The sequence below is a fragment of the Burkholderia sp. 9779_493 genome (assembly GCF_015712215.1).
Lineage (GTDB): Bacteria > Pseudomonadota > Gammaproteobacteria > Burkholderiales > Burkholderiaceae > Burkholderia > Burkholderia cenocepacia.
Map to the genome: position 1 here is coordinate 37536 of NZ_JACCQA010000042.1, position 26174 is coordinate 63709.

Here is a 26174-nt window from a genome sequence, read left to right on the forward strand (position 1 = left end):
GCGCACCGCTTCGTTCGTCGTACGCACCAGTTCAGCACGCGCCGCACCACGTGCGTGCAGCCGGCACCGCCGTCGCTCGCCCTCGATCACGCCCCGATCCCGTGCGCGATTCACCGGAATGCCGCATCGCGCGGCAACCGGGCACCAATTTCACGCAGTCGTTCACCAGGTTGGCTCGATACTTGCATTCCTTGCCCGTTTTTTGCGCAAGGAAGTAACGGCATGGATGGTCTGAAATCCGGCGTCGACACCCTGTTCCTGTTGATCGGCGCCGTCATGGTGCTCGCGATGCATGCGGGCTTCGCATTTCTCGAACTCGGCACGGTCCGCAAGAAGAACCAGGTCAACGCGCTCGTGAAGATCCTGGTCGACTTCTCGGTGTCGACACTCGCGTATTTCTTCATCGGTTACACGATCGCGTACGGCGTCGAATTCTTCGACGACATCGGCACGCTGTCGCAGCACAACGGCTACGCGCTCGTGCGCTTCTTCTTCCTGCTGACGTTCGCCGCGGCGATCCCGGCGATCGTGTCCGGCGGCATCGCGGAGCGCGCGAAGTTCAACCCGCAGCTCGTCGCGACGCTGATCATCGTCGGCTTCATCTATCCGTTCTTCGAAGGGATCGCGTGGAACGAGCGCTTCGGCGTGCAAGCCTGGCTCACGCACGCGTTCGGCGCGCCGTTCCACGACTTCGCGGGCTCGGTCGTCGTGCATGCGTTCGGCGGCTGGGTCGCGCTGCCGGCCGTGCTGCTGCTCGGCGCGCGCCACGGCCGCTACGCGAAGGACGGCCGGATCGCCGCGCACCCGCCGTCGAACATCCCGTTCCTCGCGCTCGGCGCCTGGGTGCTTGCGGTCGGCTGGTTCGGCTTCAACGTGATGAGCGCGCAGACGCTCGACAAGATCAGCGGCCTCGTCGCGGTGAACTCGCTGATGGCGATGGTCGGCGGCACGCTCGCGGCATGGATGGCCGGCCGCAACGACCCGGGCTTCACGTACAACGGGCCGCTCGCGGGCCTCGTCGCGGTATGCGCGGGCTCCGACGTGATGCACCCGATCGGCGCGCTCGTCACGGGCGCCGCGGCCGGTGCGCTGTTCGTCGCGATGTTCACCTGCGTGCAGAACCGCTGGCGCATCGACGACGTGCTCGGCGTCTGGCCGCTGCACGGGATGTGCGGCGCGCTCGGCGGCATCGCGGCCGGCGTGTTCGGGCAGCCGGCGCTCGGCGGCCTCGGCGGCGTGTCGTTCCTGTCGCAGCTCGTCGGCACGCTCGGCGGCATCGCACTCGCGAGCGCGGGCGGCACGCTCGTCTACGGCGCGCTGAAGGCGACCGTCGGCCTGCGTCTCGACCGCGAAGCCGAATTCGACGGCGCCGACCTGTCGATCCACCGCATCTCGGCCACGCCCGAGCGCGATTGACCCGCTGAACGCCCCCGGACGCGTCATTACGTTTTCAATTCAAAAAACTTTCATCTAGCGTCCTTACACTTCCGTCCAGTTTTCAATATGCCTTCGCGGAGCTTGCCGCTCGCCCGCTTCGCGAAGGCCATTCTTCCAACAACCGAAACTGGACTCCACATGCCCGCGTTGCCCAATGCTTCCCGTCGTCAGGCCCTGAAGATCCTCGCCGGCGCGCCGATGCTTCCCCTTTCCGGCCTCGCGCTGCCGGCCCTGCTGACGGGTTGCGGCGGCGACGACGATCCCGCGTCGACGCCGGCCCCGGTCGCCGCTGCCTATACGTCGGCGGCATTCTCGGCGATGGCCGCGCCGACGCTCGACAACGCGGCCGCGATGGCCACGACGACGGTCGGCTCGACGCTGTCGGTGTCATTCTCGGACGGCTCGTCGCGCAACTTCAAGCTCGCGTACCGGCCGTTCTTCGTGACGGGCGACATGGTGCCGGACGGCAAGGGCGGCACGACGCTCGCGGGCGGCTACTACGACATCAACAACCAGCCGATCATCGATCGCTCGGTCGCCGGCAAGGAGCGCCAGTTCTATTCCGACTGCCCGGACGGCAGCTCGCTCCTGACGCTGAAGAACGCGAACGTGCCGGGCGTGAAGGGCAACACGGTGTTCGCGGTCGTGCAGTTCGAATACACGACGCGCGACCAGGCGAGCGCGTCGCAGTACGGCCAGCTGCCGTCGCCAATCGCCGTGCTCACGCTCGACCAGGACCCGGCCACCGGCGCGCTGAAGGTCGTGAAGTACCACAACGTCGACACGTCGAAGGCGCACGGCCTGTGGATCACCTGCGGCGCGAGCCTGTCGCCGTGGGGCACGCACCTGTCGAGCGAGGAATACGAGCCGGACGCGACGAAGGCCGCGACCGACGCGCAGTTCAAGGCGTTCAGCAAGAACACGTTCGGCGACGAGACGAAGGCGAACCCCTACCACTACGGCCACCTGCCCGAGATCACCGTGAACCCGGACGGCACCGGCACCGTGAAGAAGCACTACTGCCTCGGCCGCATCTCGCACGAGCTGATCCAGGTGATGCCCGACCAGCGCACCGTGATGATGGGCGACGACGCGACCAACGGCGGCCTGTTCATGTTCGTCGCCGACAAGGCGGCCGACCTGTCGGCCGGCACGCTGTACGTCGCGAAGTGGACGCAGACGTCGTCCGCCGGCGCCGGCACCGCGACGCTCACGTGGATCAAGATCGGCCACGCGACCAGCGGCGAGATCGAAACGCTCGCGAACACGCTGAAGGCGTCGGACATCATGGACCTGGTGACCACCGATCCGAACGATGCGAGCTACGCGAAGATCCACTTCGGCGGCAAGTTCAACTGGATGCGCGTGAAGCCGGGGATGGAAAAGGCGGCGGCGTTCCTCGAGACGCACCGCTACGCGGCGCTGCTCGGCGGCAGCATGGCGTTCACGAAGCTCGAAGGCACGACCGTGAACGCGAAGGACAAGATCGTCTACACGGCGATGTCGCGGATCGAAACGTCGATGGTCAAGGGCAACGCGGTGTCGCGCGACGTCGCGGTCGACAAGAAGATCGCCGCGGGCGCCGTCTACGCGCTGAACCTGAAGGCCGGCCAGCGCGACACGGCGGGCGGCGCGATCGACAGCGAATGGGTGCCGGTCGACATGGGCGCGCCGGCCGCGCTGGTCGGCGAGGACCTCGCCGCGGCCGATGCGCTCGGCAACCTCGCGAACCCGGACAAGATCGCGAACCCCGACAACCTGAAGTTCTCCGAAAAGCTGCGCACGCTGTTCATCGGCGAAGACTCGGGCATGCACGTGAATAACTTCCTGTGGGCCTACAACGTCGACACGAAGTCGCTCGCGCGCGTGCTGTCGTGCCCGGCCGGCGCCGAATCGACAGGCCTGCACGCGGTCGACGAGATCAACGGCTGGACCTACATCATGAGCAACTTCCAGCATGCGGGCGACTGGGAAGCGCCGCTGCACGACAAGGTCAAGCCGACGCTCGACCCGCTCGTGCGCGCGAACTACAAGGATCGCTTCGGCGCCAGCGTCGGCTACCTGACGGCCGAGCAGACCAGCATCAAGCTCGCGAAGGACTGACCGCCTCGCGCGAGGGGGCGTTGCGCCCTGCAGGGCGTCCCTGACCGGGCGTCCCTAACCGGGCGTCCTTTCTTCATCACCGTTCATTCGTCGGCGCTCCACGCCGTTTCACGCGCGATGCCCACTGCGGGCGTCGCGCTTTTTTTTGCGTGCGGGAAGCGTGCAGACGGCGCCCATCGCGCGTGCCAGCACGCGCGAAACTGGCCCGGACGGGCATTTGTGGCGATCAGGAGATAATACGGGCCGACGCGTCCGGGCGGACCGTCGGAAGACAGGCAAAAAAAAGCGCCACGGAGACCGTGGCGCTAAAAAAGTTCTAGCCATTCCGAGGGCCGTGCTAGAACCTGAGAGACTGCGCGAAACATCGTTGCCGGTTAAACTCTTGAAACGATGTTTCGAAAACGTGAGACATTCTTTCCGTTTCCGCCCGACAAGTCAAGCGGTATTTGCACCGGTTCATGCACTTTCCGGCAACGCTCATTTGAGCGTTTTCCTAATAAACCAAGGGTGAACCCGTAAAATCTCATCCAATGACCGGTTCACCCACGGAACATGCATCTTTTGACAATAGTCCTACAATACCAACAAAATTGAAATCGAGTTTCGGAATTAGAGAGAATCCCTCGTGTCGACAACTGTAACCCCTCCCGCGTCGCGGGACCGTGAATCGTCACCCGACGAGATCACCGCCCTCGCCCGCGGCCTCGCCGTGCTGCGCCGTATCGCGGCTGCCGACGCGCCCGTCAGCAACCGCGAACTGACCGAATTGACCGGCATCCCGAAGCCGACCGTCTCGCGCATCACCGCGACGCTCGTCAGCGCCGGCTTCCTGTTCCAGTTGCCCGACAGCGAGCGCTTCGTGCTCACCGCGTCGGTGCTCGAACTGAGCCACGGCTTCCTGCGCAACTTCGACATCCGCGCGCGTTCGCGGCCGTTCATGATCGAGCTGGCCGAACGCACGTCGCTGTCCGTGCACCTCGCGGTGCGCGACCGCCTCGACATGGTCGCGATCGACGTGATCCGCCCGCGCTCGGCCGTGCTCGTCACGCGCCTCGAGATCGGCTCGCGGATGGACATCGCGCGTACGGCCGTCGGCCGCGCGTATCTCGCCGCGCTGGAGGACGACGAGCGTCGCCTGCTGCTCGAATCGCTGCGCACCACCGCCGGCGACGACTGGCCGCACGTGTCCGCTCGCCTCACGCCCGCGCTGGACGAAGCGATGCGCGACGGCCATGCGATCGCGATCGGCGAATGGCGCGAGGGCCTCAATGCGGTCGCGGCCGGTTTCGTCGGCCCGTCGGGTCAACGCTATTCGGTGAATTGCGGCGGCGCGTCGCACCAGTGCCCGCCCGAATGGCTGCAGGAACACGTGGTGCCCGCGCTGCAGGAATGCATCGCGAAAATCACCCGCGAAATCGGCGGCGCGCCGGCCCGGCGCATCGGCGTGTAATCGTTTCGTCATCGCCGTGTCGCGTTCTGTAACGACCGTAACCCGTTGAAAGATAGACCGCTGGACTGTAACGGGGACGGCACGTAGGATCATGCCCATCGTCGCGCCGCATTCGCGGCGCGCACCGCTCTTTTCCCGCGCGGATCGGCGGGGCCCCGGACCGAGCCGGGCCGCCCCGTCCCGTCACCCGCACGCCCACGCGCAGCCCAGCAGTCCGATTTCCGGCACGCCGCGCCGTCTTCCTGACAGAACACGATGGATAACGAACAAAAGCCCACGCCCCCTTCGAAAGACCCCGCGCCCGCCGCCGCACGGCGCCCGCGCCGCACGCTGCTGCTCGGCACCGTCGCGGTCGTCGTCATCGGCGGCCTGCTGTGGTGGCATCCGTGGAACCGCACGCCCGCGGCAGGCAGTTCAGCGCAAGGCGCGGGCGCCAGCGCGGCCGCTGGCAGCCATCGCGGCCGCGGCGGCCCCGCCGCGATGGCGAACGTTCCGCAGCCGGTGCAGGTCGCCACCGCGACGCAGGGCGAAATGCCGATCGTGCTGTCCGCGCTCGGCACCGTCACGCCGCTCGCGAACGTGACGGTGAAGACGCAACTGTCGGGCTATCTGCAATCGGTGTCGTTCCAGGAAGGCCAGATCGTCAAGAAGGGCGACGTGCTCGCGCAGATCGACCCGCGTCCGTACCAGGTCGCGCTCGAGAACGCCGAAGGCACGCATGCGCGCGACGCGGCGCTGCTCGCGACGGCCCGCCTCGACCTGAAGCGCTACCAGACGCTGCTGTCGCAGGACTCGATCGCGTCGCAAACCGTCGATACGCAGGCGTCGCTCGTCAAGCAGTACGAAGGCGCGGTGAAGACCGACCAGGCCGCGATCGATTCCGCGAAACTGAACCTCACGTATGCGCGCATCACGGCGCCGGTGTCGGGCCGCGTCGGCCTGCGCCAGGTCGACCCGGGCAACTACGTGACGCCGGGCGACACCAACGGCATCGTCGTGATCACGCAGTTGCAGCCGATGAGCGTGATCTTCACGACGTCGGAAGACAACCTGCCGCAGATCCTCAAGCAGGTGAACGCGGGCCGGAAGCTGTCGGTCACCGCGTACAACCGCAACAACACGGTGCCGCTCGAGACGGGTTCGCTCGCGACGCTCGACAACCAGATCGACACGAGCACCGGCACGGTCAAGCTGCGCGCGAACTTCGATAACAAGGAAGGCATGCTGTTCCCGAATCAGTTCGTGAACACGCGGCTGCTCGTCGACGTGCTGCGCAACGCGACGATCGTGCCGACCTCCGCGGTGCTGACCGGCTCGATCGGCCAGTTCGTGTACGTCGTGAAGCCCGACAACACGGTGACCGTGCGCAAGGTCACGATCGGCCCGGTCGACGGCGAACGCACGAGCATCGTCAGCGGCGTGACGCTCGGCGAGCGTGTGGTGACCGACGGCTCGGACCGCCTGCGCGAAGGCTCGAAGATCTCGATTCCGGCCGACAAGCCGAAAGGCGCCTCGGGCGCGCACGGCGCCGGCGCGGCGTCGGGCGCATCGGCTGCGTCCGGTGCAGCCGGCCATCGCGGCGGACACCGGCACGGCGCGTCGCAAGCCGCGGCCCCCGCGGCCCAGTAACGCGCGGGCCGCTCGATGAATCCATCCCGCCTCTTCATTCTCCGGCCGGTCGGCACCGCCCTCCTGATGGCGGCGATCATGCTGGCCGGCCTCGTCGCGCTGCGCTTTCTGCCCCTCGCCGCGCTGCCCGAGGTCGACTACCCGACGATCCAGGTCCAGACCTTCTACCCGGGCGCGAGCCCGGAGGTGATGACGTCGTCGGTCACCGCGCCGCTCGAACGCCAGTTCGGGCAGATGCCGTCGCTGAACCAGATGTCGTCGCAAAGCTCGGCCGGTGCGTCGGTGATCACGCTGCAGTTCTCGCTCGACCTGCCGCTCGACATCGCCGAACAGGAAGTGCAGGCCGCGATCAACGCGGCCGGCAACCTGCTGCCGTCCGACCTGCCGGCTCCGCCGATCTACGCGAAGGTGAACCCGGCCGATGCACCGGTGCTGACGCTCGCCGTCAAGTCGAAGACGCTGCCGCTCACGCAGGTGCAGGACCTGGCCGACACGCGCCTCGCGATGAAGATCTCGCAGATCGCCGGCGTCGGCCTCGTCAGCCTGTCGGGCGGCAACCGCCCGGCCGTGCGGATCCAGGCGAACCCGACCGCGCTCGCGCAGTACGGGATGAACCTCGACGACCTGCGCACGACGATCTCGAACCTGAACGTCAACACGCCGAAGGGCAACTTCGACGGCCCGACGCGCGCGTACACGATCAACGCGAACGACCAGCTGACGAGCGCCGACCAGTACAACAGCGCGGTGGTCGCGTACAAGAACGGCCGCCCGGTGATGCTGACCGACGTCGCGACGGTCGTCGCCGGCTCGGAGAACACCAAGCTCGGCGCGTGGGTGAATGCGGACCCGGCGATCATCCTGAACGTGCAGCGCCAGCCGGGCGCGAACGTGATCGCGACCGTCGACGCGATCAAGGCGCAGTTGCCGAAGCTGCAGGAAACGCTGCCGGCCGCGCTCGACGTCGAGATCGTCACCGATCGCACGACGATGATCCGCGCGGCCGTGCGCGACGTGCAGTTCGAGCTGCTGCTCGCGGTCGCGCTGGTCGTGCTGGTGATGTACCTGTTCCTCGCGAACGTCTACGCGACGATCATCCCGAGCCTGTCGGTGCCGCTGTCGCTGATCGGCACGCTCGCGGTGATGTACATGGCCGGCTTCTCGCTGAACAACCTGTCGCTGATGGCGCTCACCATCGCGACCGGCTTCGTCGTCGACGATGCGATCGTGATGATCGAGAACATCGCGCGCTACGTCGAGGAAGGCGAATCGGGACTCGAGGCCGCGCTGAAGGGCTCGCGGCAGATCGGCTTCACGATCATCTCGCTGACGGTCTCGCTGATCGCGGTGCTGATCCCGCTGCTGTTCATGGGCGACGTGGTCGGGCGCCTCTTCCACGAATTCGCGATCACGCTCGCGGTGACGATCGTGATCTCGGCGATCGTGTCGCTCACGCTCGTGCCGATGATGTGCGCGAAGCTGCTGCGCCATTCGCCGCCGCCGGAGAGCCACCGCTTCGAGGCGCGCGTGCACCGGGCAATCGACTGGGTGATCGCGCGCTACGCGGTCGCGCTCGAATGGGTGCTGAACCGCCAGCGCTCGACGCTCGTCGTCGCGCTGCTGACGCTCGGGCTGACCGCCCTGCTCTATGTGTTCGTGCCGAAGGGCTTCTTCCCCGCGCAGGACACCGGCGTGATCCAGGCGATCACGCAGGCGCCGCAGTCGATCTCGTACGGCGCGATGGCCGAACGCCAGCAGGCGCTCGCGGCCGCAATCCTGAAGGATCCGAACGTCGACAGCCTCACGTCGTTCATCGGCGTCGACGGCAGCAACATCACGCTGAACAGCGGCCGGATGCTGATCAACCTGAAGGCCCGCGACGAACGCACCGAAACCGCCGCGCAGATCATCCGCGACCTGCAGCAGCGCGTGTCGAACATCACCGGCATCTCGCTGTTCATGCAGCCGGTGCAGGACCTGACGATCGACTCGACGGTCAGCCCGACGCAGTACCAGTTCATGCTGACGAGCCCCAACTCGGAAGAATTCGCGACCTGGGTGCCGAAACTCGTCGCGCGGCTGCAGCAGGAGCCGTCGCTCGCCGACGTCGCGACCGACCTGCAGAGCAACGGCCAGTCGGTGTACATCGAGATCGACCGCGCGAGCGCCGCGCGCTTCGGCATCACGCCGGCGACCGTCGACAACGCGCTGTACGACGCGTTCGGCCAGCGCATCGTGTCGACGATCTTCACGCAGTCGAACCAGTACCGCGTGATTCTCGAATCGGAGCCGAAGGAGCAGCACTACGCGCAATCGCTGAACGACATCTACCTGCCGTCGGCCGGCGGCGGCCAGGTGCCGCTGTCGTCGATCGCATCGTTCCACGAGCGGCCGTCGCCGCTGCTGGTCGCGCACCTGTCGCAGTTCCCGTCGACGACGATCTCGTTCAACCTCGCACCGGGCGCGTCGCTCGGCGAAGCGGTCAAGGCGATCGAGGCCGCCGAGAAGGACATCGGCCTGCCCGGCTCGTTCCAGACGCGCTTCCAGGGCGCGGCGCTCGCGTTCCAGGCGTCGCTGTCGAACCAGCTGTTCCTGATCCTCGCGGCGGTCGTCACGATGTACATCGTGCTCGGCGTGCTGTACGAGAGCTACATCCACCCGATCACGATCCTGTCGACGCTGCCGTCGGCCGGCGTCGGCGCGCTGCTCGCGCTGATGATCACCGGGCACGACCTCGACATCATCGGGATCATCGGCATCGTGCTGCTGATCGGCATCGTGAAGAAGAACGCGATCATGATGATCGACTTCGCGCTCGAGGCCGAACGCGTCGAAGGCAAGCCGCCGCGCGAGGCGATCTACCAGGCCTGCCTGCTGCGCTTCCGGCCGATCCTGATGACGACGCTCGCCGCGCTGCTCGGCGCGGTGCCGCTGATCGTCGGCTCCGGCGCGGGCTCCGAGCTGCGCCAGCCGCTCGGGATCGCGATCGCCGGCGGCCTGATCGTGTCGCAGGTGCTGACGCTGTTCACGACGCCCGTGATCTACCTCGGCTTCGATTCGCTCGCGCGCCGCGTGCGCGGCTGGTTCGAACGGCACGGGCCGGGCGCCGATGCAGGCAAGCACACGGGCGCATAACCGATGAACCTGTCGCGCCCCTTCATCACCCGCCCCGTCGCGACGACGCTGCTCGCGCTCGGCGTCGCGCTCGCGGGCCTGTTCGCGTTCATCAAGCTGCCGGTGTCGCCGCTGCCGCAGGTGGACTTCCCGACGATCTCGGTGCAGGCGTCGCTGCCGGGCGCGAGCCCGGAAACGGTCGCGACCAGCGTGACGAGCCCGCTCGAGCGGCACCTCGGCTCGATCGCGGACGTCTCCGAAATGACGTCGACGAGCACGGTCGGCAATGCGCGGATCATCCTGCAGTTCGGCCTGAACCGCGACATCGACGGCGCCGCGCGCGACGTGCAGGCCGCGATCAACGCGGCGCGCGCCGACCTGCCCGCCGCGCTGAAGAGCAACCCGACGTACCGCAAGGTCAACCCGGCCGATTCGCCGATCATGATCGTGTCGCTGACGTCGGAGACGTCGTCGCCCGCGAAGCTGTACGACGCCGCGTCCACGGTGCTGCAGCAGTCGCTGTCGCAGATCGACGGGATCGGCCAGGTCACCGTGAGCGGCTCCGCGAACCCGGCCGTGCGCGTCGAGCTCGAACCGCAGTCGCTGTTCCACTACGGGATCGGCCTCGAGGACGTGCGCGCGGCGCTGGCGTCCGCGAACGCCAACGCGCCGAAGGGCGCGATCGAATTCGGCCCGCAGCACTACCAGCTCTACACGAACGACCAGGCGTCCCAGGCGTCGCAATACCGCGACCTCGTCGTCGCCTACCGCAACGGCTCGGCCGTGCGGCTGTCCGACCTGTCGGACGTCGTCGATTCGGTCGAGGATCTGCGCAACCTCGGCCTGTCGAACGGCAAGCGCGCGGTGCTCGTGATCCTCTATCGCTCGCCCGGCGCGAACATCATCGACACGATCGACCGCGTGCGCGCGGCGCTGCCGCAGCTCACCGCGTCGCTGCCGGCCGACATCACGGTCACGCCGGTGCTCGACCGCTCGACCACCATCCGCGCATCGCTGAAGGACACCGAGCATACGCTGCTGATCGCGGTCAGCCTCGTCGTGATGGTCGTGTTCCTGTTCCTGCGCAACTGGCGCGCGACGCTGATCCCGAGCGTCGCGGTGCCGATCTCGATCATCGGCACGTTCGGCGCGATGTACCTGCTCGGCTTCTCGATCGACAACCTGTCGCTGATGGCGCTGATCGTCGCGACCGGCTTCGTCGTCGACGATGCGATCGTCGTGCTCGAGAACATCTCGCGGCACATCGAGAACGGCAAGCCGCGGATGCAGGCCGCGTTCGACGGCGCGCGCGAAGTCGGCTTCACGGTGCTGTCGATGAGCATCTCGCTCGTCGCGGTGTTCCTGCCGATCCTGCTGATGGGCGGAATCGTCGGGCGGTTGTTCCGCGAGTTCGCGCTGACACTGTCGCTCGCGATCGCCGTGTCGCTCGCGGTGTCGCTCACGGTCACGCCGATGATGTGCGCGCGCCTGCTGCCCGAACAGCACGACCCGCAAAGCGAGGGCCGCTTCGGGCGTTTCCTCGAACGCGGTTTCGCGCGCCTGCAGCGCGGCTACGAGCGCTCGCTGTCGTGGGCGCTGCGCCGGCCGCTCCTGATCCTGCTGACGCTGTTCGCGACGATCGGGCTGAACGTGTACCTGTACGTCGTCGTGCCGAAGGGCTTCTTCCCGCAGCAGGACACCGGGCTGATGATCGGCGGCATTCGGGCCGACCAGTCCACGTCGTTCCAGGCGATGAAGCTGAAGTTCTCCGAGATGATGCGGATCGTGCAGGCCAACCCGAACGTGAAGAGCGTCGCGGGCTTCACCGGCGGCACGCAAACCAACTCCGGCTTCATGTTCGTCACGCTGAAGGACCGCACCGAGCGCAAGCTGTCGGCCGACCAGGTGATCCAGCAGCTGCGCCCGCGGCTGGCGGACGTGGCCGGCGCGAGCACGTTCCTGCAGGCCGCGCAGGACATTCGCGTCGGCGGCCGGCAGAGCAACGCGCAGTACCAGTTCACGCTGCTCGGCGATTCGACCGCCGACCTGTACAAGTGGGGGCCGCTGCTGACCGAGGCGCTGCAGAAGCGCCCCGAGCTGACCGACGTGAACTCCGACCAGCAGCAAGGCGGCATGGAGGCCATGGTGACGATCGACCGCGCGACGGCCGCGCGGTTCGGCATCAAGCCCGCGCAGATCGACAACACGCTGTACGACGCGTTCGGCCAGCGCCAGGTCTCGACGATCTACAACCCGCTGAACCAGTACCACGTCGTGATGGAAGTCGCGCCGAAATACTGGCAGAGCCCGGAGATGCTGAACCAGGTGTGGATCAGCACGTCGGGCGGCAGCGCGAACGGCTCGCAGACGACCAACGCGGCCGCCGGCACCTTCGTCGCGACCTCGGCCGGCACGTCGAGCGCCGGCACGGCCGCGCAAAGCGCCGCGGCGATCGCGTCCGACTCGGCGCGCAACCAGGCGCTCAACTCGATCGCGGCGAGCGGCAAGTCGAGCGCGTCGTCGGGCGCGTCGGTGTCGACGTCGAAGTCGACGATGATCCCGCTGTCGGCGATCGCGACCTTCGGGCCGAGCACGACGCCGCTGTCGGTCAACCACCAGGGGCTGTTCGTCGCGACGACGATCTCGTTCAACCTGCCGCCGGGCGTGTCGCTGTCGCAGGCGACGCAGGTGATCTACCAGACGATGGCGCAGGTCGGGGTTCCGCCGACGATCGTCGGCAGCTTCCAGGGCACCGCGCAGGCGTTCCAGCAGTCGATGAACGATCAGCCGATCCTGATCCTCGCCGCGCTGCTGGCCGTCTACATCGTGCTCGGGATCCTGTACGAGAGCTACATCCATCCGATCACGATCCTGTCGACGCTGCCGTCGGCCGGCGTCGGCGCGCTGCTCGCGCTGCTGCTGTTCAAGACCGAGTTCAGCATCATCGCGCTGATCGGCGTGATCCTGCTGATCGGCATCGTGAAGAAGAACGCGATCATGATGGTCGACTTCGCGATCGACCAGACGCGCAACCAAGGGAAGTCGTCGTTCGACGCGATCCACGAGGCGTGCCTGCTGCGCTTTCGCCCGATCATGATGACGACGATGGCGGCGCTGCTCGGCGCGCTGCCGCTCGCGTTCGGCAACGGCGACGGCGCCGAATTGCGCGCGCCGCTCGGGATCGCGATCGCCGGCGGCCTGGTCATGTCGCAGGTGCTGACGCTCTATACGACGCCGGTCGTCTACCTGTACATGGACCGGTTCCGCGTATGGGCCGAGAAGCGCCGCAACCGCCGCGGCAATACCGGCGGGCCGGCGGTCGCCGGCGAGTAACGGCAAGTAGCGGCGAGCGGCCGGACGCGAACGGGGCGGGGCATGTCGTACCGCCCCGCCCCGGCCGTCGGCCCGCGCCGCCGCGAAGATCGCGCGCAGCCGGCATCCATGCCGGTGGGCCGCGACGACGGCCGACGGCGCTCAGCGGCGCTCGGCCTCGGCCGGATCGGCCAGCGCGTCCGCCAGGCGCCGCGCCGCGTCGTCGATCATTGCCGGTATCCGCCGCCATCGCGCGTCGCCCGGCACATCGAGCGCGACGCCGATCGCGAGCGCCCCGCCCGCATCCACCGGCATCGCGACGATGCCGGCCTCCTGCCACGACGCGCGTTGCCGGCCAAACCGCCGGACGGGCCGACCACCCGCGTCGGCCGCGTCGCTTTGGTCGTCCGCAGCGTCCTCTATCCGCCCCGCGAACCGCGCGCCGACGCGCGTGACGAGGCACGCGGCCCCGTCGGGCGCCGCCTGCGCGAGCACGACGACTTCCGCGCCATCCCGCCCGAGCAACTGCGCGGCGAGCCCGCTGCGCGCACACAACGCGTCCAGCACCGGCTGCGCGTGCGCGACCTCCGGCCGCGCGCCGAGATACGCGGCCGCGACCCGCGCGGCGGCCGGCCCCGGCCGATAGCGGCCGTGCGGATCGACGACCAGAAACGCATGCCGGACCAGCGTCCTCAGCAACCGCGCGATCGAGTTGCGCGGCACGTCGAGCCGCGTCGCCAGGTCCGCGGCGGTCGGGAGCGACGGCCCGGCCGCGACCGCTTCGAGAATCGCGAGCCCGCGCGCGAGCGCCGGCACCCAATGGCGCAACGCGCGGTCATCCATGTCGTGCAAGGTCATACAGGTCCCGTGCGTTGCGCGCATAGCGGCGCGGCGCCATCCCCGACCAGCGATGGAACGCGCGCGCGAACGCCTTCTCCGACGTGTAGCCGACCCGCTCGGCGATCTCGATCAGGCGCAGCTTGCCGTTCGCGAGCTCGCCGCTCGCCAGATACATCCGGTAGGCGGTCAGATGACCGATCGGCGTCTCGCCGACGAGTTCGGCGAAATGCGCACAAAAGCGCGAACGCGACATGCCGGCCTCGGCCGCGAGGCTCGCGAGCTGCCAGTTGCGCCGCGGGTCGCGATGCATCAGCGCCATCGCGCGGCCGATCTGCGGATCGGTGAGGCCACGCAGCCAGCCCGTATGATTCGCCGACGATTGCAGATGCGCGCGCAGCAACTGCACGAACAGCACGTCGGCCAGGCGCGTCGCGGCGACCGCCCAGCCCGGCTGGCACGCCATCGATTCCTGGATGAAGCTCTGCAGCGTGCTCGCGAGCCACGGCGCGACGGCCGCATCGTTGGCGCGCACGTGGATCAGCGTCGGCAACACCGAGAACAGCGGGCTGCGCACGATGTCGCGATACACGACGATCCCCGTATAGAGCTCGCTGGTCGCGCCGCCGCCGCCCGCGACGAACTCGAGCGGCGTATCGAAGCGCGGCCGGATGCCCTTGTCGGCCATCAGCGTGTCGAACGGCACGGGCGGCACGTCGAGCGACGACGCCATCACGTGCTCGTCGCCGTGCGGCAGCAGCACGAAGTCGCCCGGCTCGACGTGCACGGGCGCGGCGCCCGCGACCGCCAGGAAGAACGGGCTGCCCGCGCAGGTGCGAAACGGCGCGCCCGCGACGGCCGGCTTGCGGATCGCCCACGGCGCGCTCAGCGTGAAGCGTCCGGTGACGACCGCATCGGCCCGCAGGTCGGTCAGCACGTCGCTGAGAAGATCGGTCGTCATCGTCGAAGTCTCCGTGGAGCGCGCCGCCGCATCAGAAGCGCTGCTGGATGCCCGCCATCGCGCCGACCTGGTTGCGGCCGGTGCCGACCGTGCCGCCTGCCGCCACCGCCGACGTGCCGAACGCGCTGTTCGTCATGTAACCGACCGACGTATAGACCAGCGTGCGCTTCGACAGGCTGTAATTCGCGCGCCCGACGAACAGGTTCGAGTCGTAGCGGCCGCGCAGCAGATAGCGCACGGCCTGTGCGTCGAATGATAGCGCCGGCGTCGCGTAGACCGTGCCGCCCGCGAAAAAGAGGTCCGACTGGCCGTGGGCCGCGGCCGCCGTGTTGCGGCGGATCCAGCCCGCGCCGAGCTTCGCGATGCCGAGCTTGACGTACGCATCGACGATCGTGCGCGTGTCCGTATAGCCTGGGCTCGACAGCGGCGCCGACGCGCCCGTGCCGCCGTGCATCACGTCGTACGATGCGGCCACGCCGAACTGCGGTGCGTCGTACGCGACCATCATCGTGTATTGCCGGCAGGCGACCGGGTCGCCCGGCACGTTGCCCGCGCAGTTCGTGGCCGACGGGCCGGCCGGGCCCGCCGCATCGCGCCCGGTGCTGTACGTACCGCCGAGCGTCACGCCGCCGAAGTGGCCGAGATAGCCGATCGCGCTGTCGCTGCGCGCGTTCGGCAGATAGCTGTCGAAGCTGGCCATCGAATGAATCGACGGGCCGATCACGTCGGCGTTGAGCAGCACGAGCATCGACATGTTCATCTGCCGCCCGAGCGTGAGCGTGCCGTACGGCGAATCGATGCCGACGTTCGCCTGCCGGCCGAACAGGCGGCCGCCGTAGTTCAGCGCGCCCGAGTTCAGCGCGAAGCCGTTTTCGAGCACGAAGAACGTGCGGTAGCCGCCGCCGAGCGCCTCGACGCCGCGCAACCCGAAGCGCGACGGCACTTCGCCGGTCAGCGACGGCATGCCGGCGACCGCGCCGCCGCCGGCCGCATGGTTGTAGTACTGCACGCCGGTGTCGACGATGCCGTACAGCGTCACGCTGCCCTGCGCCTGCGCGCCCGGCGATGCGGCGGCGGCGGCCGCGAACGAGACGGCCGTCGCGGCCGTGCGAAAGGTTTTCATCGAAGTCTCCAGACCAATCGTGTAGTTATGCTTGCTATTGACCGGCGACGCGCGGGGCGCCGCCGGCCGGTGGGGGATATCGGGTCGTTCAGGTCGCGAGCGGCGTATCGAACGGCATCGAACGCGGCCGCTCGCCGGTCGCGCGCCAGATCGCATCCGCCACCGCCGGCGCGACGGGCGGCAACGCGACCTCGCCGCAGCCTTGCGGATCGCGGTCGCTGTCGACGATCACCACCTCGATCTTCGGCATCGCGGCCAGGCCGAGCAGCGGATAGTCGGCGAAATTGCGCTGCACGACCGCGCCGTGCTCGAACGTGATTTCGCTCCTGAACGTGTTGGTGAGCGCAAAGCCGACGCCGCCCTCGACCATCTCGCGAATCAGCAGCGGATTGATCGCGCGGCCGCAGTCGATCCCGCACACGATCCGCTCGAGCCTCACGCTGCCGCGCGTCACGCGCACCTCGGCGACCGCCGCGACGTACGTGCTGAACGCGCCGCCGCGCCCGGTGTACAGCGAATACGCGACCCCGCGCGACAGGCCGGCCGGCGCGCGGCCGAACCAGTTCGCGCGCGCGGCCGTCGCATCGAGCACGCGCAGCGCGAGCGCATCGTGCTTCAGCAACGCGCGCCGGTATTGCACCGGGTCGGCCCGCACCGTATGCGCGAGCTCGTTCACGAAGCTTTCGAGGAAGAACACGGTCGACGTGCTGCCGACACTGCGCATGAAGCTGACCGGGATCGGCTGCATCACCGTGACGGAATCGACCAGCAGGTTCGGCACGTCGTAGCAAAGGTCGTACAGGCCGTCGAGCATCGTCTCGTCCCAGCCGCCCGCCTTGTCGTAGCGGTCGCGCTTGATCGCCGCATACAGCGAATGGCCGGCGACGCGCGCATGCAGCGCGACCGGCAGGCCGTCGCGGCCGAGCGCCGCGCGAAACCGCGCGGACGCGCACGGCCGGTAGAAGCCGTGACGGATGTCGTCCTCGCGCGAGCGGATCACCTTCACGGGCCGCCCGACTGCCTTCGACGCGACGGCCGCATGCACGACGAAATCGGGCACGTACTTGCGGCCGAAGCTGCCGCCGAGAAACGTCGTGTTGACGATCACGCGCTCGGCCGGCACGCCGAACAGCGCCGACAGCGTCCAGCGCACCTTGTCCTGCCCCTGGATCGGCCCCCAGACCTCGATCTCGCCGGCCCGCACATGCACGGTCGCATTGACGGGCTCCATCGTCGCGTGAACGATGTACGGCGTGTGGTAGTCGGCTTCGACGACGTTGCCGGACTCGGCGAGATGGCGCCCGGGCTCGCCGATCTGCGTCGCGACCACCGCGTGCTCCGCCTGCAGCGCGCCCTTGCGCTGCGCGAGGATCGTCGTGCTGTCGAATGCCGGCGTCGGGCCCGCGTCCCACACGATGTCCGCCGCGTCGCACGCCTTCTTCGCCTGCCAGTAGGTCTGCGCGACGACGATCACCGCGTCCTTCGCGACCACGACGTCCGCCACGCCCGGCATCGCGCGCAATGCGTCGCGGTTCTTCACCGCGCTCGGCTTGCCGTTCAGCGTCGGCGCCATCGTCAGCGCGCCGACCAGCATGTCGGGCACCTGCACGTCGATGCCGAAGATCGCGCTGCCGTCGACCTTCGCGGGCACGTCGAGCTTGTGCAGCGGACGGCCGATCAGCGTGTGCGCGGAAGCCGGTTTCAGGCGCGGCTGCGGATCGTGCGGCAGCCTGGCCGCGTCGTCGACGAGCGCGCCGTACGACAGCGAACGCCCGCTCGGCGGATGGATGACGCGGCCGTCGCGCGTCACGCACTGCGTGTCGCGCACGCCGAGCCGCGCGGCGCCGGCCCGCAGGAACGCCGAGCGCGCCTGCGCCCCCGCGATCCGCAACCGCATGTAGAACATCGTCGCCGACATCGATGCGCCGACGAATTGCTGCGGCGCCTCGTTCGCGGCATCGATCCGGTACGCGTCGCGTCCCGTGACGAACTCGACCGTCACGCTGCGCCAGTCGGCATCCATCTCGTCGGCCAGCACCTGCGGCAGCCCGGTATGGACGCCCTGCCCGACTTCCGCCTGCGACAAGCCGATGATCGTCCGGCCGTCCGCGTCGACGCGAACCCAGTCGTTGATCTCGCGAAAGCGCGCGCCGTCGCCGGCCGCCTGCACGACGTCGCCGAATGCCAGCGGCAGCAGCAGGCTGCCCGCCAGCGCGACGCCGCCCTTCAGGAACACGCGTCGCGCCGCGTTCGGCACGGGCTGCGCCCGCACCGCGTCAGCCGGCCGCGACATGGATCGCCTCGCGAATGCGTTGATAGGTCGCGCAGCGGCACAGGTTCGTGACGGCCGCGTCGATCTGCGCGTCGGTCGGCTTGCGGTGGCGCGCGAGCAGCGCGGCCGTCGCCATCACCATCCCCGACTGACAATAGCCGCATTGCGGCACGTCCTTCTCGATCCACGCGCGCTGCACCGGATGTGAGCGGTCGTGCGACAGCCCTTCGATCGTCGTGATCGCGCGGCCCGCGACGCTCGCCGCCGGCAGCACGCACGCGCGCGCGGCTTCGCCGTCGAGATGCACGGTGCAGGCGCCGCACGCGCCGATGCCGCAGCCGTATTTGGTGCCCGTCAGTCTGGCCGAGTCGCGAATGACCCACAGGAGCGGCGTATCGGGATCGCCGTCGAAATCGAACGGCTGGCCGTTCAGCATGAAGCGCATCGTCTGTCTCCCTGTTGCGCATCGCCCGTTCGTCATCCGGCGGATGACGGCGATGGCTTGACAGGAATTCTTGGCGGCGCAAAAAGCGGCGCCAATGACCTTTGCTCCCGAAAAAGTAGCCGTTCGTCCAGATCGTTTCAGCCGACGAATGGCGCGTGCCGCCCGGTTCGCCGCGGCCCCGGCTTGCGGACGGGCCGCGATCGGCTATCGTGTGTCCATGCCCACCGCCGTCCCCTTCCCGGGAACCCGCCATGAACGTCCAGCTCAACCACACGATCGTCTGGTGCCGCGACAAGCATGCGTCGAGCCGCTTCCTCACCGAACTGCTGGAATTGCCGCCGCCGACGCCGTTCGGCGCGATGCTGGTCGTCGCGCTCGACAATGGCGTGTCGCTCGATTTTTACGAACAGGCGGGGGAAATCCGGTCGCAGCATTACGCGTTCCTGATCGACGAGGCCGGCTTCGATCGCGTGCTCGCGCGCCTTCGCGAACGCGGGTTGCCGCACTGGGCCGATCCGGCGAAGCGGCAAGCCGGTGACATCTACCGCCACAACGGCGGACGCGGCGTGTACTTCGACGACCCGGACGGTCACTTCCTCGAAGTGATGACGCAGCCGTACGTGCTGAACGGCTAGCGCGACAGGCCGGCATGGCGCCGGCCCGGACGGCGCGGGTGTCGCCCGGTTGCGGACGAAACCCGGACGACTGCCCCGGCTGCCGCCGGCTGCCGTTACTCGGCGGCGGCCGTCGTCTTGCGCGGACGACGCGCGCGCGGCGCCGCCTTGCGGGCCGGCTTCTTCGGCTTCGCGGCGGCCGGTGCTTCGGGAGTCGCGTCGACGGTTGCTTCGACCGGCGCCACGCCGTGCGACGGTTGCGCGGCGTCGTCCCGAGCGCCGGAAGCGCGAGGCGCCGGCTCGGCGTGCCGCTCGTCATGCGCTGCGTCGCGATGCGGTTCGTCCGCATGCTGGCCGTGCGCGTGCGCATCGCCGCCATGCGGCGTGTCGCCCTGCGCGGCGGTGTCCGGCTGGCCGGCCGCGTGGCGATCGGCGGCCTTCGCGGCCGCGCCCTTCTTCGCGCCGGTCTTCTTCGCCGCGCTCTTGCGCGCGCGCTTGCGGCCATCCTTCGCGTCGCCGTGCGCGTCGGCCACCGCGGGTGCTTCGGGTGTCTCGGGCGTGTCGGCCGGCGCCGCGTCGGCGACCTCGGCAAGCTCCGCGTCTTCCGCCTCGACCTGCGCGCTTTCGTGAACGACCGATTCCGTCCGCTGCCCGCGACGGCGCGCCTCGCGGCCGGCCGGTACCGGCTCCGCCGCCCGTGTGCCATGGTGGCCGCCGTGGTGCGCCGCGCCGCCCTCACCGCCCGCCGCAACGTGCTCGGCGGCCGCCGACTGGCGGGCCCGCGACACGAACGCGCCCGACTTGTCGTCGCGCCCCACTTCGAGCAGGCCGCGCGCCTGCGCCTCGTCCAGCAGGTTGCCGAACGCGCGGAACCCGTAATACGACTCGTTGAAATCCGGCTTGCGGCGCTTGATCGCGCTCTTGAGCACCGACGCCCAGATCTTGCCGACGTCGTCGCGCTCCGACGCGAGCGCGTCGAAGGTCTCGACCGCCAGCGCGATCGCCTCGGCCTTGCGCGCGTCCATGTCGTGCTTGCGCGACGGCTCGTCCGGCCGCTTCGCGCCGCCGTTGCCCGCGCGCTGCTGCTGTTCGCGCTTCGCGAGCGCACGCTGCTGCTCGCGCACCAGATCGTCGTAGAAGATGAATTCGTCGCAGTTCGCGACCAGCAGGTCCGACGTCGATTTCTTCACGCCGACGCCGATCACCTTCTTCGCGTTCTCGCGCAGCTTCGACACGAGCGGCGAAAAATCCGAATCGCCGCTGATGATCACGAACGTATCGACGTGCGACTTCGTGTAGCAGAGGTCGAGCGCGTCCACGACGAGCCGGATGTCGGCCGAATTCTTGCCCGACTGGCGCACGTGCGGAATCTCGATCAGCTCGAAGCTCGCTTCGTGCATCGACGCCTTGAAGCCCTTGTAGCGATCCCAGTCGCAATAGGCCTTCTTCACGACGATGCTGCCTTTGAGCAGCAGGCGCTCCAGCACGGGCTTGATGTCGAATTTCTCGTACTTCGCGTCGCGCACGCCGAGCGCGACGTTCTCGAAGTCGCAGAACACGGCCATGCTGACGTTGTCCAGGGGTAATGCCATGTGTACTCCAACCGGTGGGCCGCCGCGTTATTCACACGTGGCGGCGAAAAATGCATCGCGCACATGATAGCCGGTCGGCGCGTCATTCCCGCATCCGTGTGAATGAATGACCGCCGGCCGCGCATGCCGGTGCGCCGGGAGCCGGTACGCCCGATGCCGGTACGCCCCTTATTACGCGCCCGCCGCCGGGTCAATTCGACATTACACTTGAGTTATCGGTCGTCCGTCCCTATCTGGATGGATGACGCATCGAGCAAGGAGCGGTTTCATGACGACGAAGGTACTGCTGATTGGCGCGACCGGCCGGACGGGCCAGGCCTGCGCGGATCTGCTGCTCAAGCAGCCGGAGTTCGAGGTCACGGCGCTCGTGCGCCGGCACGGCTATGCGCTGGCGGGCGCACGGGTCGTCGAGGCCGATCTGACGAACGATTTCTCGCACGCTTTCCAGGGCATCACGCACGTGATCTACGCGGCCGGCTCGGCCGAATCGGACGGCGCGACCGAAGAGGAGCAGGTCGACCGCGACGCGGTGGCCCGCGCGGCCGACTACGCGCTCGCCTACAACGCACAGAAGCTCGTGGTGGTCAGCTCGCTGTCCGCGTACCGGCCCGAGCAGGGGCCGGACGCGCTGCACCACTATTCGCAGATGAAGCGCGAAGGCGACGACCGCGTGATCGCATCGGGCGTCGACTACGTGATCCTGCGCCCGGGCCCGCTCACCGACGATCCGGGCGTCGGCAAGATCGCGCTGACCGATACGTGGCTCGATCCCGCGCCGCCCGTGTCGCGCCAGGACGTGGCATGGGCCGCGATCGAGGCGATCAAGCTCGGCATTTCGCGCAAGATCGTCGGCTTCGTCGGCGGCAGCGTGCCGATCGAGCAGGCGTTGCGCGCATGACGGCCCGTTGCGCGCCGCCGGCAGGCGGCGCATGCCCGTGCCCGCGGCCCGCACGACGGGCCGTTTTCATGCGCGGGGCAGCCGCTTACTGCTTCGGATGCGCGTCGGCCCACGCCTTCACGGCGGCAAGCGTGTTCTCGACATGCTTGTCGGGCGACAGGCTCGTGTATTCGTAGAGAATCTTCCCTTCCGGCGAAATCACGTAGGACACGCGGTTCGCCCGGTCGAGCGCCGGCAGCTTCGCGTCGTATTCGCGGATGATCTTCGCGTCCGGGTCGGCCGCGACCGGGAATTTGCTCCGGCACTCGCTCACCGAGAACTTCGTCAGCGTGTCGATGTTGTCGGCCGACACGCCGATCACCGTCGCGCCGTAAGCCTTGTAACGGTCGACCGCGTCCGCGAACGCATGCGCCTCGATCGTGCAACCCTTCGTGAACGCCGCCGGATAGAAATACAGCACGACCGGCCCCTGCTTCAGCGCGTCCGCGAGCGAGTACGTGTAAGTCTTGCCGCCCAGCGACGCCTGCGTCGTGAAATCGGGCGCCGCGGCGCCCGGCTTCAGTTCCGCCTGCGCCAGCAGCGCATGGCCGGCCATCAGCGCCGCCATGGCGCCCAGCAACAGTTTTCGCTTCATCTGCGTCCTCATTTCTTATAAAGTCAGCCTCGATGCAGGCCCCTCAGGCGTTCGCCTGACGAACACCTGCCTCGTTGATCCGGACCGCGACAGCCCCGCGCGCGGCCGGCCCGTTAAAGATTTCTGACAGTCTGCCGTTATTCCTTCCGGACAACCGGTTCCAGCCCTTCACGTCAGCGAGAAACATGGAAGCCAACAGGAAACAGACGTCACGCAAGGGCTCCTGGCGCAGCGCCTTGCATACGCTGCGCCGCTTCGCTCGGTCGGGCGGCGCGCTGATGCCCGCGCGCGCCGTCGCGCCGCGCCGCGACGATTCCGTGCGCAACTGGCTGGAACAGACGGTCGGCACGGTGGATTTCCTCGCCCATGTCGACCGCGAGCTGCGCTTTCTGTATGTGTCCGACGCCAGCCTGCGCTTCATCGGCTACCACCGCGACTACCTGCACACGCTGACGCTGCGCGACCTGATTGCCGAACAGGATACCCCGGCGCTCGAAGGGCTGCTTGCACGCGCCGCCCGTTCCGGCCAGGTCGAGAAGGCGACGATGTGCATCGTCAAGTCCCTCACCTACCCGCTGGACGTCGAGATCCGCGCGTTCAAGAGCCGCCACCACGGCGTCGACGGCTTCGCGATCGCGGCGTTCGACGTGTCGTCGTGGCGCGCGCTCGAGGCACGCCTCACGTACGAAATGCACCACGACCCGATGACGGGCCTCGACAACCTGTCCGCGCTCGTGCCGGCGCTGATGCGCGCGCAGCAGACCGCCGACGAGCACGGCACCTGCGCGGCGCTGCTGCTGCTCGACCTCGACGACTACCAGCGGATCAACCGCGCGCTCGGCTACGACGCGGGCGACACGCTGCTGCGCGAGACCGCGCAGCGGCTGAAGGCGCTCGTCACGCCGAACGAACGGCTCGCGCGCGTCGCGAGCGACAAGTTCGCGGTCGTGCTGAACGCACCGGACCGCGCGCAGGCGAGCCAGGCCGCCGACGCGCTCGCGCGCCGGCTGCAGGCCGCGGTGCGCGAGCCCTACGTGTACCACGGGCAGACCGTGCACCTGTCCGCGAGCATCGGCATCGCGCTCTACCCCGACGAACGTGCCGCGCCGCATCGGGCGCAGCACCACAGCCCGCTGCTGCGCCGCGCCGACCACGCGCTCTCGCAGGCGAAGGCGTCGGGCGGCAACGCGCTCGCGTTCCATGCGCCCGTCGACGATCCGGCCGACGCCGAACGCCTCAAGCTCGAAGCCGACCTGTACGACGGCGTGCGCAACGGCGAGTTTTCGCTCCATTTCCAGCCGATCACGCGCAGCCAGTCGGGCGCGGTGGTCGGCGTCGAGGCGCTGATCCGCTGGCGCCATCCGGTGCACGGCCTCGTGCCGCCGGCCACCTTCATCCCGCTCGCCGAATCGATCGGCCTGATCAACTACCTCGGCAACTGGGTGCTCAAGGCCGCGTGCATGCAGCTCGTCGCCTGGGACGGCCAGGGGCTCGCGCTGCAATACGTGGCGGTCAACGTGTCGCCGCAGCAGTTCCGCGATCCGCGCTTCACGCAGAGCGTGCGCGAGGCGATCGCGCTGACGGGCATCGACCCGCGCCGCATCGTGCTCGAAATCACCGAAAGCCTGCTGATGCACGACCCCGCGCACGCGAAGGTGCTGCTCGAGGAGCTGACCGATCTCGGCATCCGCTTCGCGATCGACGATTTCGGCACCGGCTATTCGAGCCTCGCCTATCTGCAGCGCTTCCCGCTCGCGAAGCTGAAGATCGACCGCAGTTTCGTCGAGAACCTGCTGACGTCGCGCAACGATCGCGCGATCGTGTCGGCGGTGGTCGGCCTCGCGCAGACACTGGATCTCGAGCTCGTCGCCGAAGGCGTCGAGACCGAGGCGCAGCGCGAGCTGCTGACGGAGATGGGCTGCAATCACATCCAGGGCTGGCTCGTCTGCCAGGCGCTGCCGTCCGAGGAGCTCGCGCGGCGCTTCGAGGCGCAGCAGCTGCACCTGCACGCCGCCGCCTGACGCGCGGCGAACCGGACAGATCCGTATGTCAACCACCGAATACCTGCCCCGCACCGCGCTGCTCGACAAGCTGTGGGCCCGGATGAACGAACGGGGCGATTTCCCGCTGCTGTCGGAATCGCTGCGCGCGACGATGGCCGCGATGAAGAACGACGACCTCGACTTCACCGCGCTCGTGCGCGTCGTGCTGTCGGACTTCGCGCTCACGCAGAAAGTGTTGCGGCTCGCGAACTCCGCGATGTACATGGCGTTCGGCGGCAACATCACCACCGTGACCCGCGCCCTGATGGTGCTCGGCATGGACGCCGTCGGCCATCTCGTGGTCGGGCTGAAGCTCGTCGACCATTTCCACCAGAGCACGCCGCGGCGCATCGACGCGAAGCTGGAGCTGAACCGCGCGCTGCTGTCCGGCTGCGTCGCGCGCAAGCTCACCGAGCGCGCCGAACTGCGCTCGGGCGAGGAAGCCGTCGTCTGCACGCTGATGCGCCAGGTCGGCAAGCTGCTGGTGGTCTGCTATCTCGACAGCGAGTGGGACCGCATCCGGCGCCGCGCGGCCGAGCTGAACGGCGACGAATCGGCGGCCTGCGTCGACGTGCTCGGCGTCGGCTTCGACGAGATCGGCCTCGAGGCGGCCGCGCGCTGGCGGCTGCCCGACGTGATCCGTGCCGGGATGGCCGACGACGATCACGCGGCGCACGCCGACGCGTTCGACGACGAAGACGATGACGCCCGCCACGCGGAGCCGGCCGCCGACGACGGCCCGGCCGAGCGCATCCGCTGGCTGCGCGCGGTCAGTCGCTGTTCGACCGACGTCGCCGGCGCGCTCGTCATGCCCGCCAGCCCGCAGCGCGACGCGCGCATCGCGGCGCTCGCGCAGCACTACGGCGCCGAGCTGGACATGGAATCCGAGGCGCTCGTCGAGATCGCCGAGCGCCTCGCGCGCGAGGAAGCGAGCGACACCGTGATGCGCGAGATCGTCGAGCTGCGTGCGAACGCCGATGCGATCGCACGCGCGCAGGCCGAACCCGAGGCCTGCCTCGAAGCCGGCCTGGCCGACCTGCGCGCGCTGCCGTCCGAGCACGTGCTGACGCCGGTGCTCGCGCTCGCGTCGGAAAGCCTGCTGGCCGGCCTCGCGTTCACGCGCACCGTGATGTTCGTGCGTCACGACGACGGCACGTTCGCCGCGCGCCTCGGCTTCGGCCCCGGCGTCGATACGACGCTCGACCGGCTACGCTTCGACGAGCGCTTCGAGCCGGACGTGTTTCATCTCGCGATCACGAACTCGGTCGGCATCTTCATCGAGCAGGCGCAGGAGCCGAAGATGGTGAAGCGCCTGCCCGCGTGGTATCTCGACGCGTTCGACGACACGCGCGCGTTCGTGCTGCTGCCCGTGCGGGTCGGCACGACGACCGTCGCGCTGCTGTACGGCGACTGGGCCGGCGCGCAACCCGCGCGCAAGATCTCGCAGCAGGAGATGGCGGTGCTCAACGAACTCGCGCGCGAACTGGGGCGGTTCTTTCCCGCGCCGGCCGGCTGACGGCCGGCGCGCCTCCGGCGTTTTCGCTTCCCCAAAAGCAAACCGGCCGCATCTGAACTGACCCCACGAAGTTGGACTAGATCCAACCTTTGGGGTGTTTTTCATGACGAAGTACGACGAACGTTTTCGGCGTCGAGTGGTTCAGGCGTACCTGGCTGGAGAGGCCGGCACCAAGACACTTGCTCACCGTTACGG

Annotated in this window: 17 protein-coding genes; 10 read left to right on the plus strand and 7 right to left on the minus strand. The window is 68.6% G+C overall.

The genetic code is table 11. The features are described 5' to 3' along the window. The first annotated feature begins 222 nt into the window (after positions 1-222). The 6 genes from H0X95_RS30680 (at position 223) to H0X95_RS30705 (ending at position 13066) form a co-directional block, all read left to right on the plus strand. Positions 223-1416, plus strand: coding sequence for an ammonium transporter (locus H0X95_RS30680; protein ID WP_006483862.1), 1194 nt, complete (start codon positions 223-225; stop codon positions 1414-1416). A gap of 159 nt (positions 1417-1575) precedes the next feature. After that, entirely contained in the window at positions 1576-3540 is a 1965-nt protein-coding gene (locus H0X95_RS30685) for a PhoX family protein (protein WP_196446329.1), read from the plus strand. A gap of 625 nt (positions 3541-4165) precedes the next feature. Further along, positions 4166-4990 (plus strand): IclR family transcriptional regulator, encoded by an 825-nt coding sequence (locus H0X95_RS30690; protein ID WP_006497679.1) that lies wholly within the window; start codon positions 4166-4168, stop codon positions 4988-4990. 255 nt (positions 4991-5245) lie between these two features. Then, a complete protein-coding gene (locus H0X95_RS30695; protein ID WP_006497680.1) occupies positions 5246-6619 on the plus strand; it encodes an MdtA/MuxA family multidrug efflux RND transporter periplasmic adaptor subunit in 1374 nt (457 codons plus the stop codon). A 15-nt stretch (positions 6620-6634) separates the two neighbouring features. After that, positions 6635-9754, plus strand: coding sequence for an MdtB/MuxB family multidrug efflux RND transporter permease subunit (locus tag H0X95_RS30700; protein ID WP_060263104.1), 3120 nt, complete (start codon positions 6635-6637; stop codon positions 9752-9754). A 3-nt stretch (positions 9755-9757) separates the two neighbouring features. Continuing rightward, on the plus strand, positions 9758-13066 hold the full coding sequence (locus H0X95_RS30705) for an efflux RND transporter permease subunit (protein WP_006490735.1): 3309 nt from the start codon (positions 9758-9760) through the stop codon (positions 13064-13066). Between the two features lie 141 nt (positions 13067-13207). On the opposite strand, the gene H0X95_RS30710 is transcribed toward H0X95_RS30705, so the two are convergent. From H0X95_RS30710 to H0X95_RS30730, 5 genes are all read right to left on the minus strand, one after another. Further along, positions 13208-13903, minus strand: coding sequence for a helix-turn-helix domain-containing protein (locus H0X95_RS30710; protein WP_062884651.1), 696 nt, complete (start codon positions 13901-13903; stop codon positions 13208-13210). Then, the gene (locus tag H0X95_RS30715; RefSeq protein ID WP_006491252.1) at positions 13881-14843 is read right to left on the minus strand and encodes an AraC family transcriptional regulator; all 963 of its coding nucleotides are present in this window, start codon (positions 14841-14843) and stop codon (positions 13881-13883) included. Before H0X95_RS30715 ends, H0X95_RS30710 begins: the two co-directional genes overlap by 23 nt. Positions 14844-14874: 31 nt before the next feature. After that, a complete protein-coding gene (locus H0X95_RS30720; protein WP_034200806.1) occupies positions 14875-15966 on the minus strand; it encodes a porin in 1092 nt (363 codons plus the stop codon). Between the two features lie 88 nt (positions 15967-16054). Beyond that, positions 16055-18259: a xanthine dehydrogenase family protein molybdopterin-binding subunit gene (locus H0X95_RS30725; RefSeq protein ID WP_058901285.1), complete on the minus strand. Its 2205-nt coding sequence runs from the start codon at positions 18257-18259 to the stop codon at positions 16055-16057. After that, a complete protein-coding gene (locus H0X95_RS30730) occupies positions 18243-18683 on the minus strand; it encodes a (2Fe-2S)-binding protein (RefSeq protein WP_006491242.1) in 441 nt (146 codons plus the stop codon). Before H0X95_RS30730 ends, H0X95_RS30725 begins: the two co-directional genes overlap by 17 nt. Before the next feature lie 251 nt (positions 18684-18934). On the opposite strand from H0X95_RS30730, the gene H0X95_RS30735 reads away from it, so the two are divergent. After that, positions 18935-19318 carry a VOC family protein gene (locus H0X95_RS30735; protein WP_034200808.1) on the plus strand — a complete coding sequence of 128 codons (384 nt, stop codon included), beginning with the start codon at positions 18935-18937 and terminating at the stop codon, positions 19316-19318. Between the two features lie 95 nt (positions 19319-19413). Here the strand turns inward: H0X95_RS30735 and H0X95_RS30740 are convergent, their stop codons facing one another. Continuing rightward, entirely contained in the window at positions 19414-20889 is a 1476-nt protein-coding gene (locus tag H0X95_RS30740) for an NYN domain-containing protein (protein WP_196446330.1), read from the minus strand. Between the two features lie 268 nt (positions 20890-21157). Between H0X95_RS30740 and H0X95_RS30745 the strand changes: the two genes are divergently transcribed. After that, positions 21158-21787 carry an SDR family oxidoreductase gene (locus H0X95_RS30745; protein ID WP_034200810.1) on the plus strand — a complete coding sequence of 210 codons (630 nt, stop codon included), beginning with the start codon at positions 21158-21160 and terminating at the stop codon, positions 21785-21787. A gap of 85 nt (positions 21788-21872) precedes the next feature. Here the strand turns inward: H0X95_RS30745 and H0X95_RS30750 are convergent, their stop codons facing one another. Next, positions 21873-22421, minus strand: a complete 549-nt coding sequence (locus H0X95_RS30750) for a peroxiredoxin (protein ID WP_006497688.1) — start codon at positions 22419-22421, stop codon at positions 21873-21875. Between the two features lie 278 nt (positions 22422-22699). On the opposite strand from H0X95_RS30750, the gene cdpA reads away from it, so the two are divergent. Then, complete coding sequence (cdpA, locus tag H0X95_RS30755) at positions 22700-24442, plus strand: cyclic di-GMP phosphodiesterase CdpA (protein ID WP_012492445.1); 1743 nt, start codon at positions 22700-22702, stop codon at positions 24440-24442. A gap of 25 nt (positions 24443-24467) precedes the next feature. Then, entirely contained in the window at positions 24468-25979 is a 1512-nt protein-coding gene (locus tag H0X95_RS30760) for an HDOD domain-containing protein (RefSeq protein WP_006493187.1), read from the plus strand. The last annotated feature ends 195 nt before the right edge of the window (positions 25980-26174 follow it).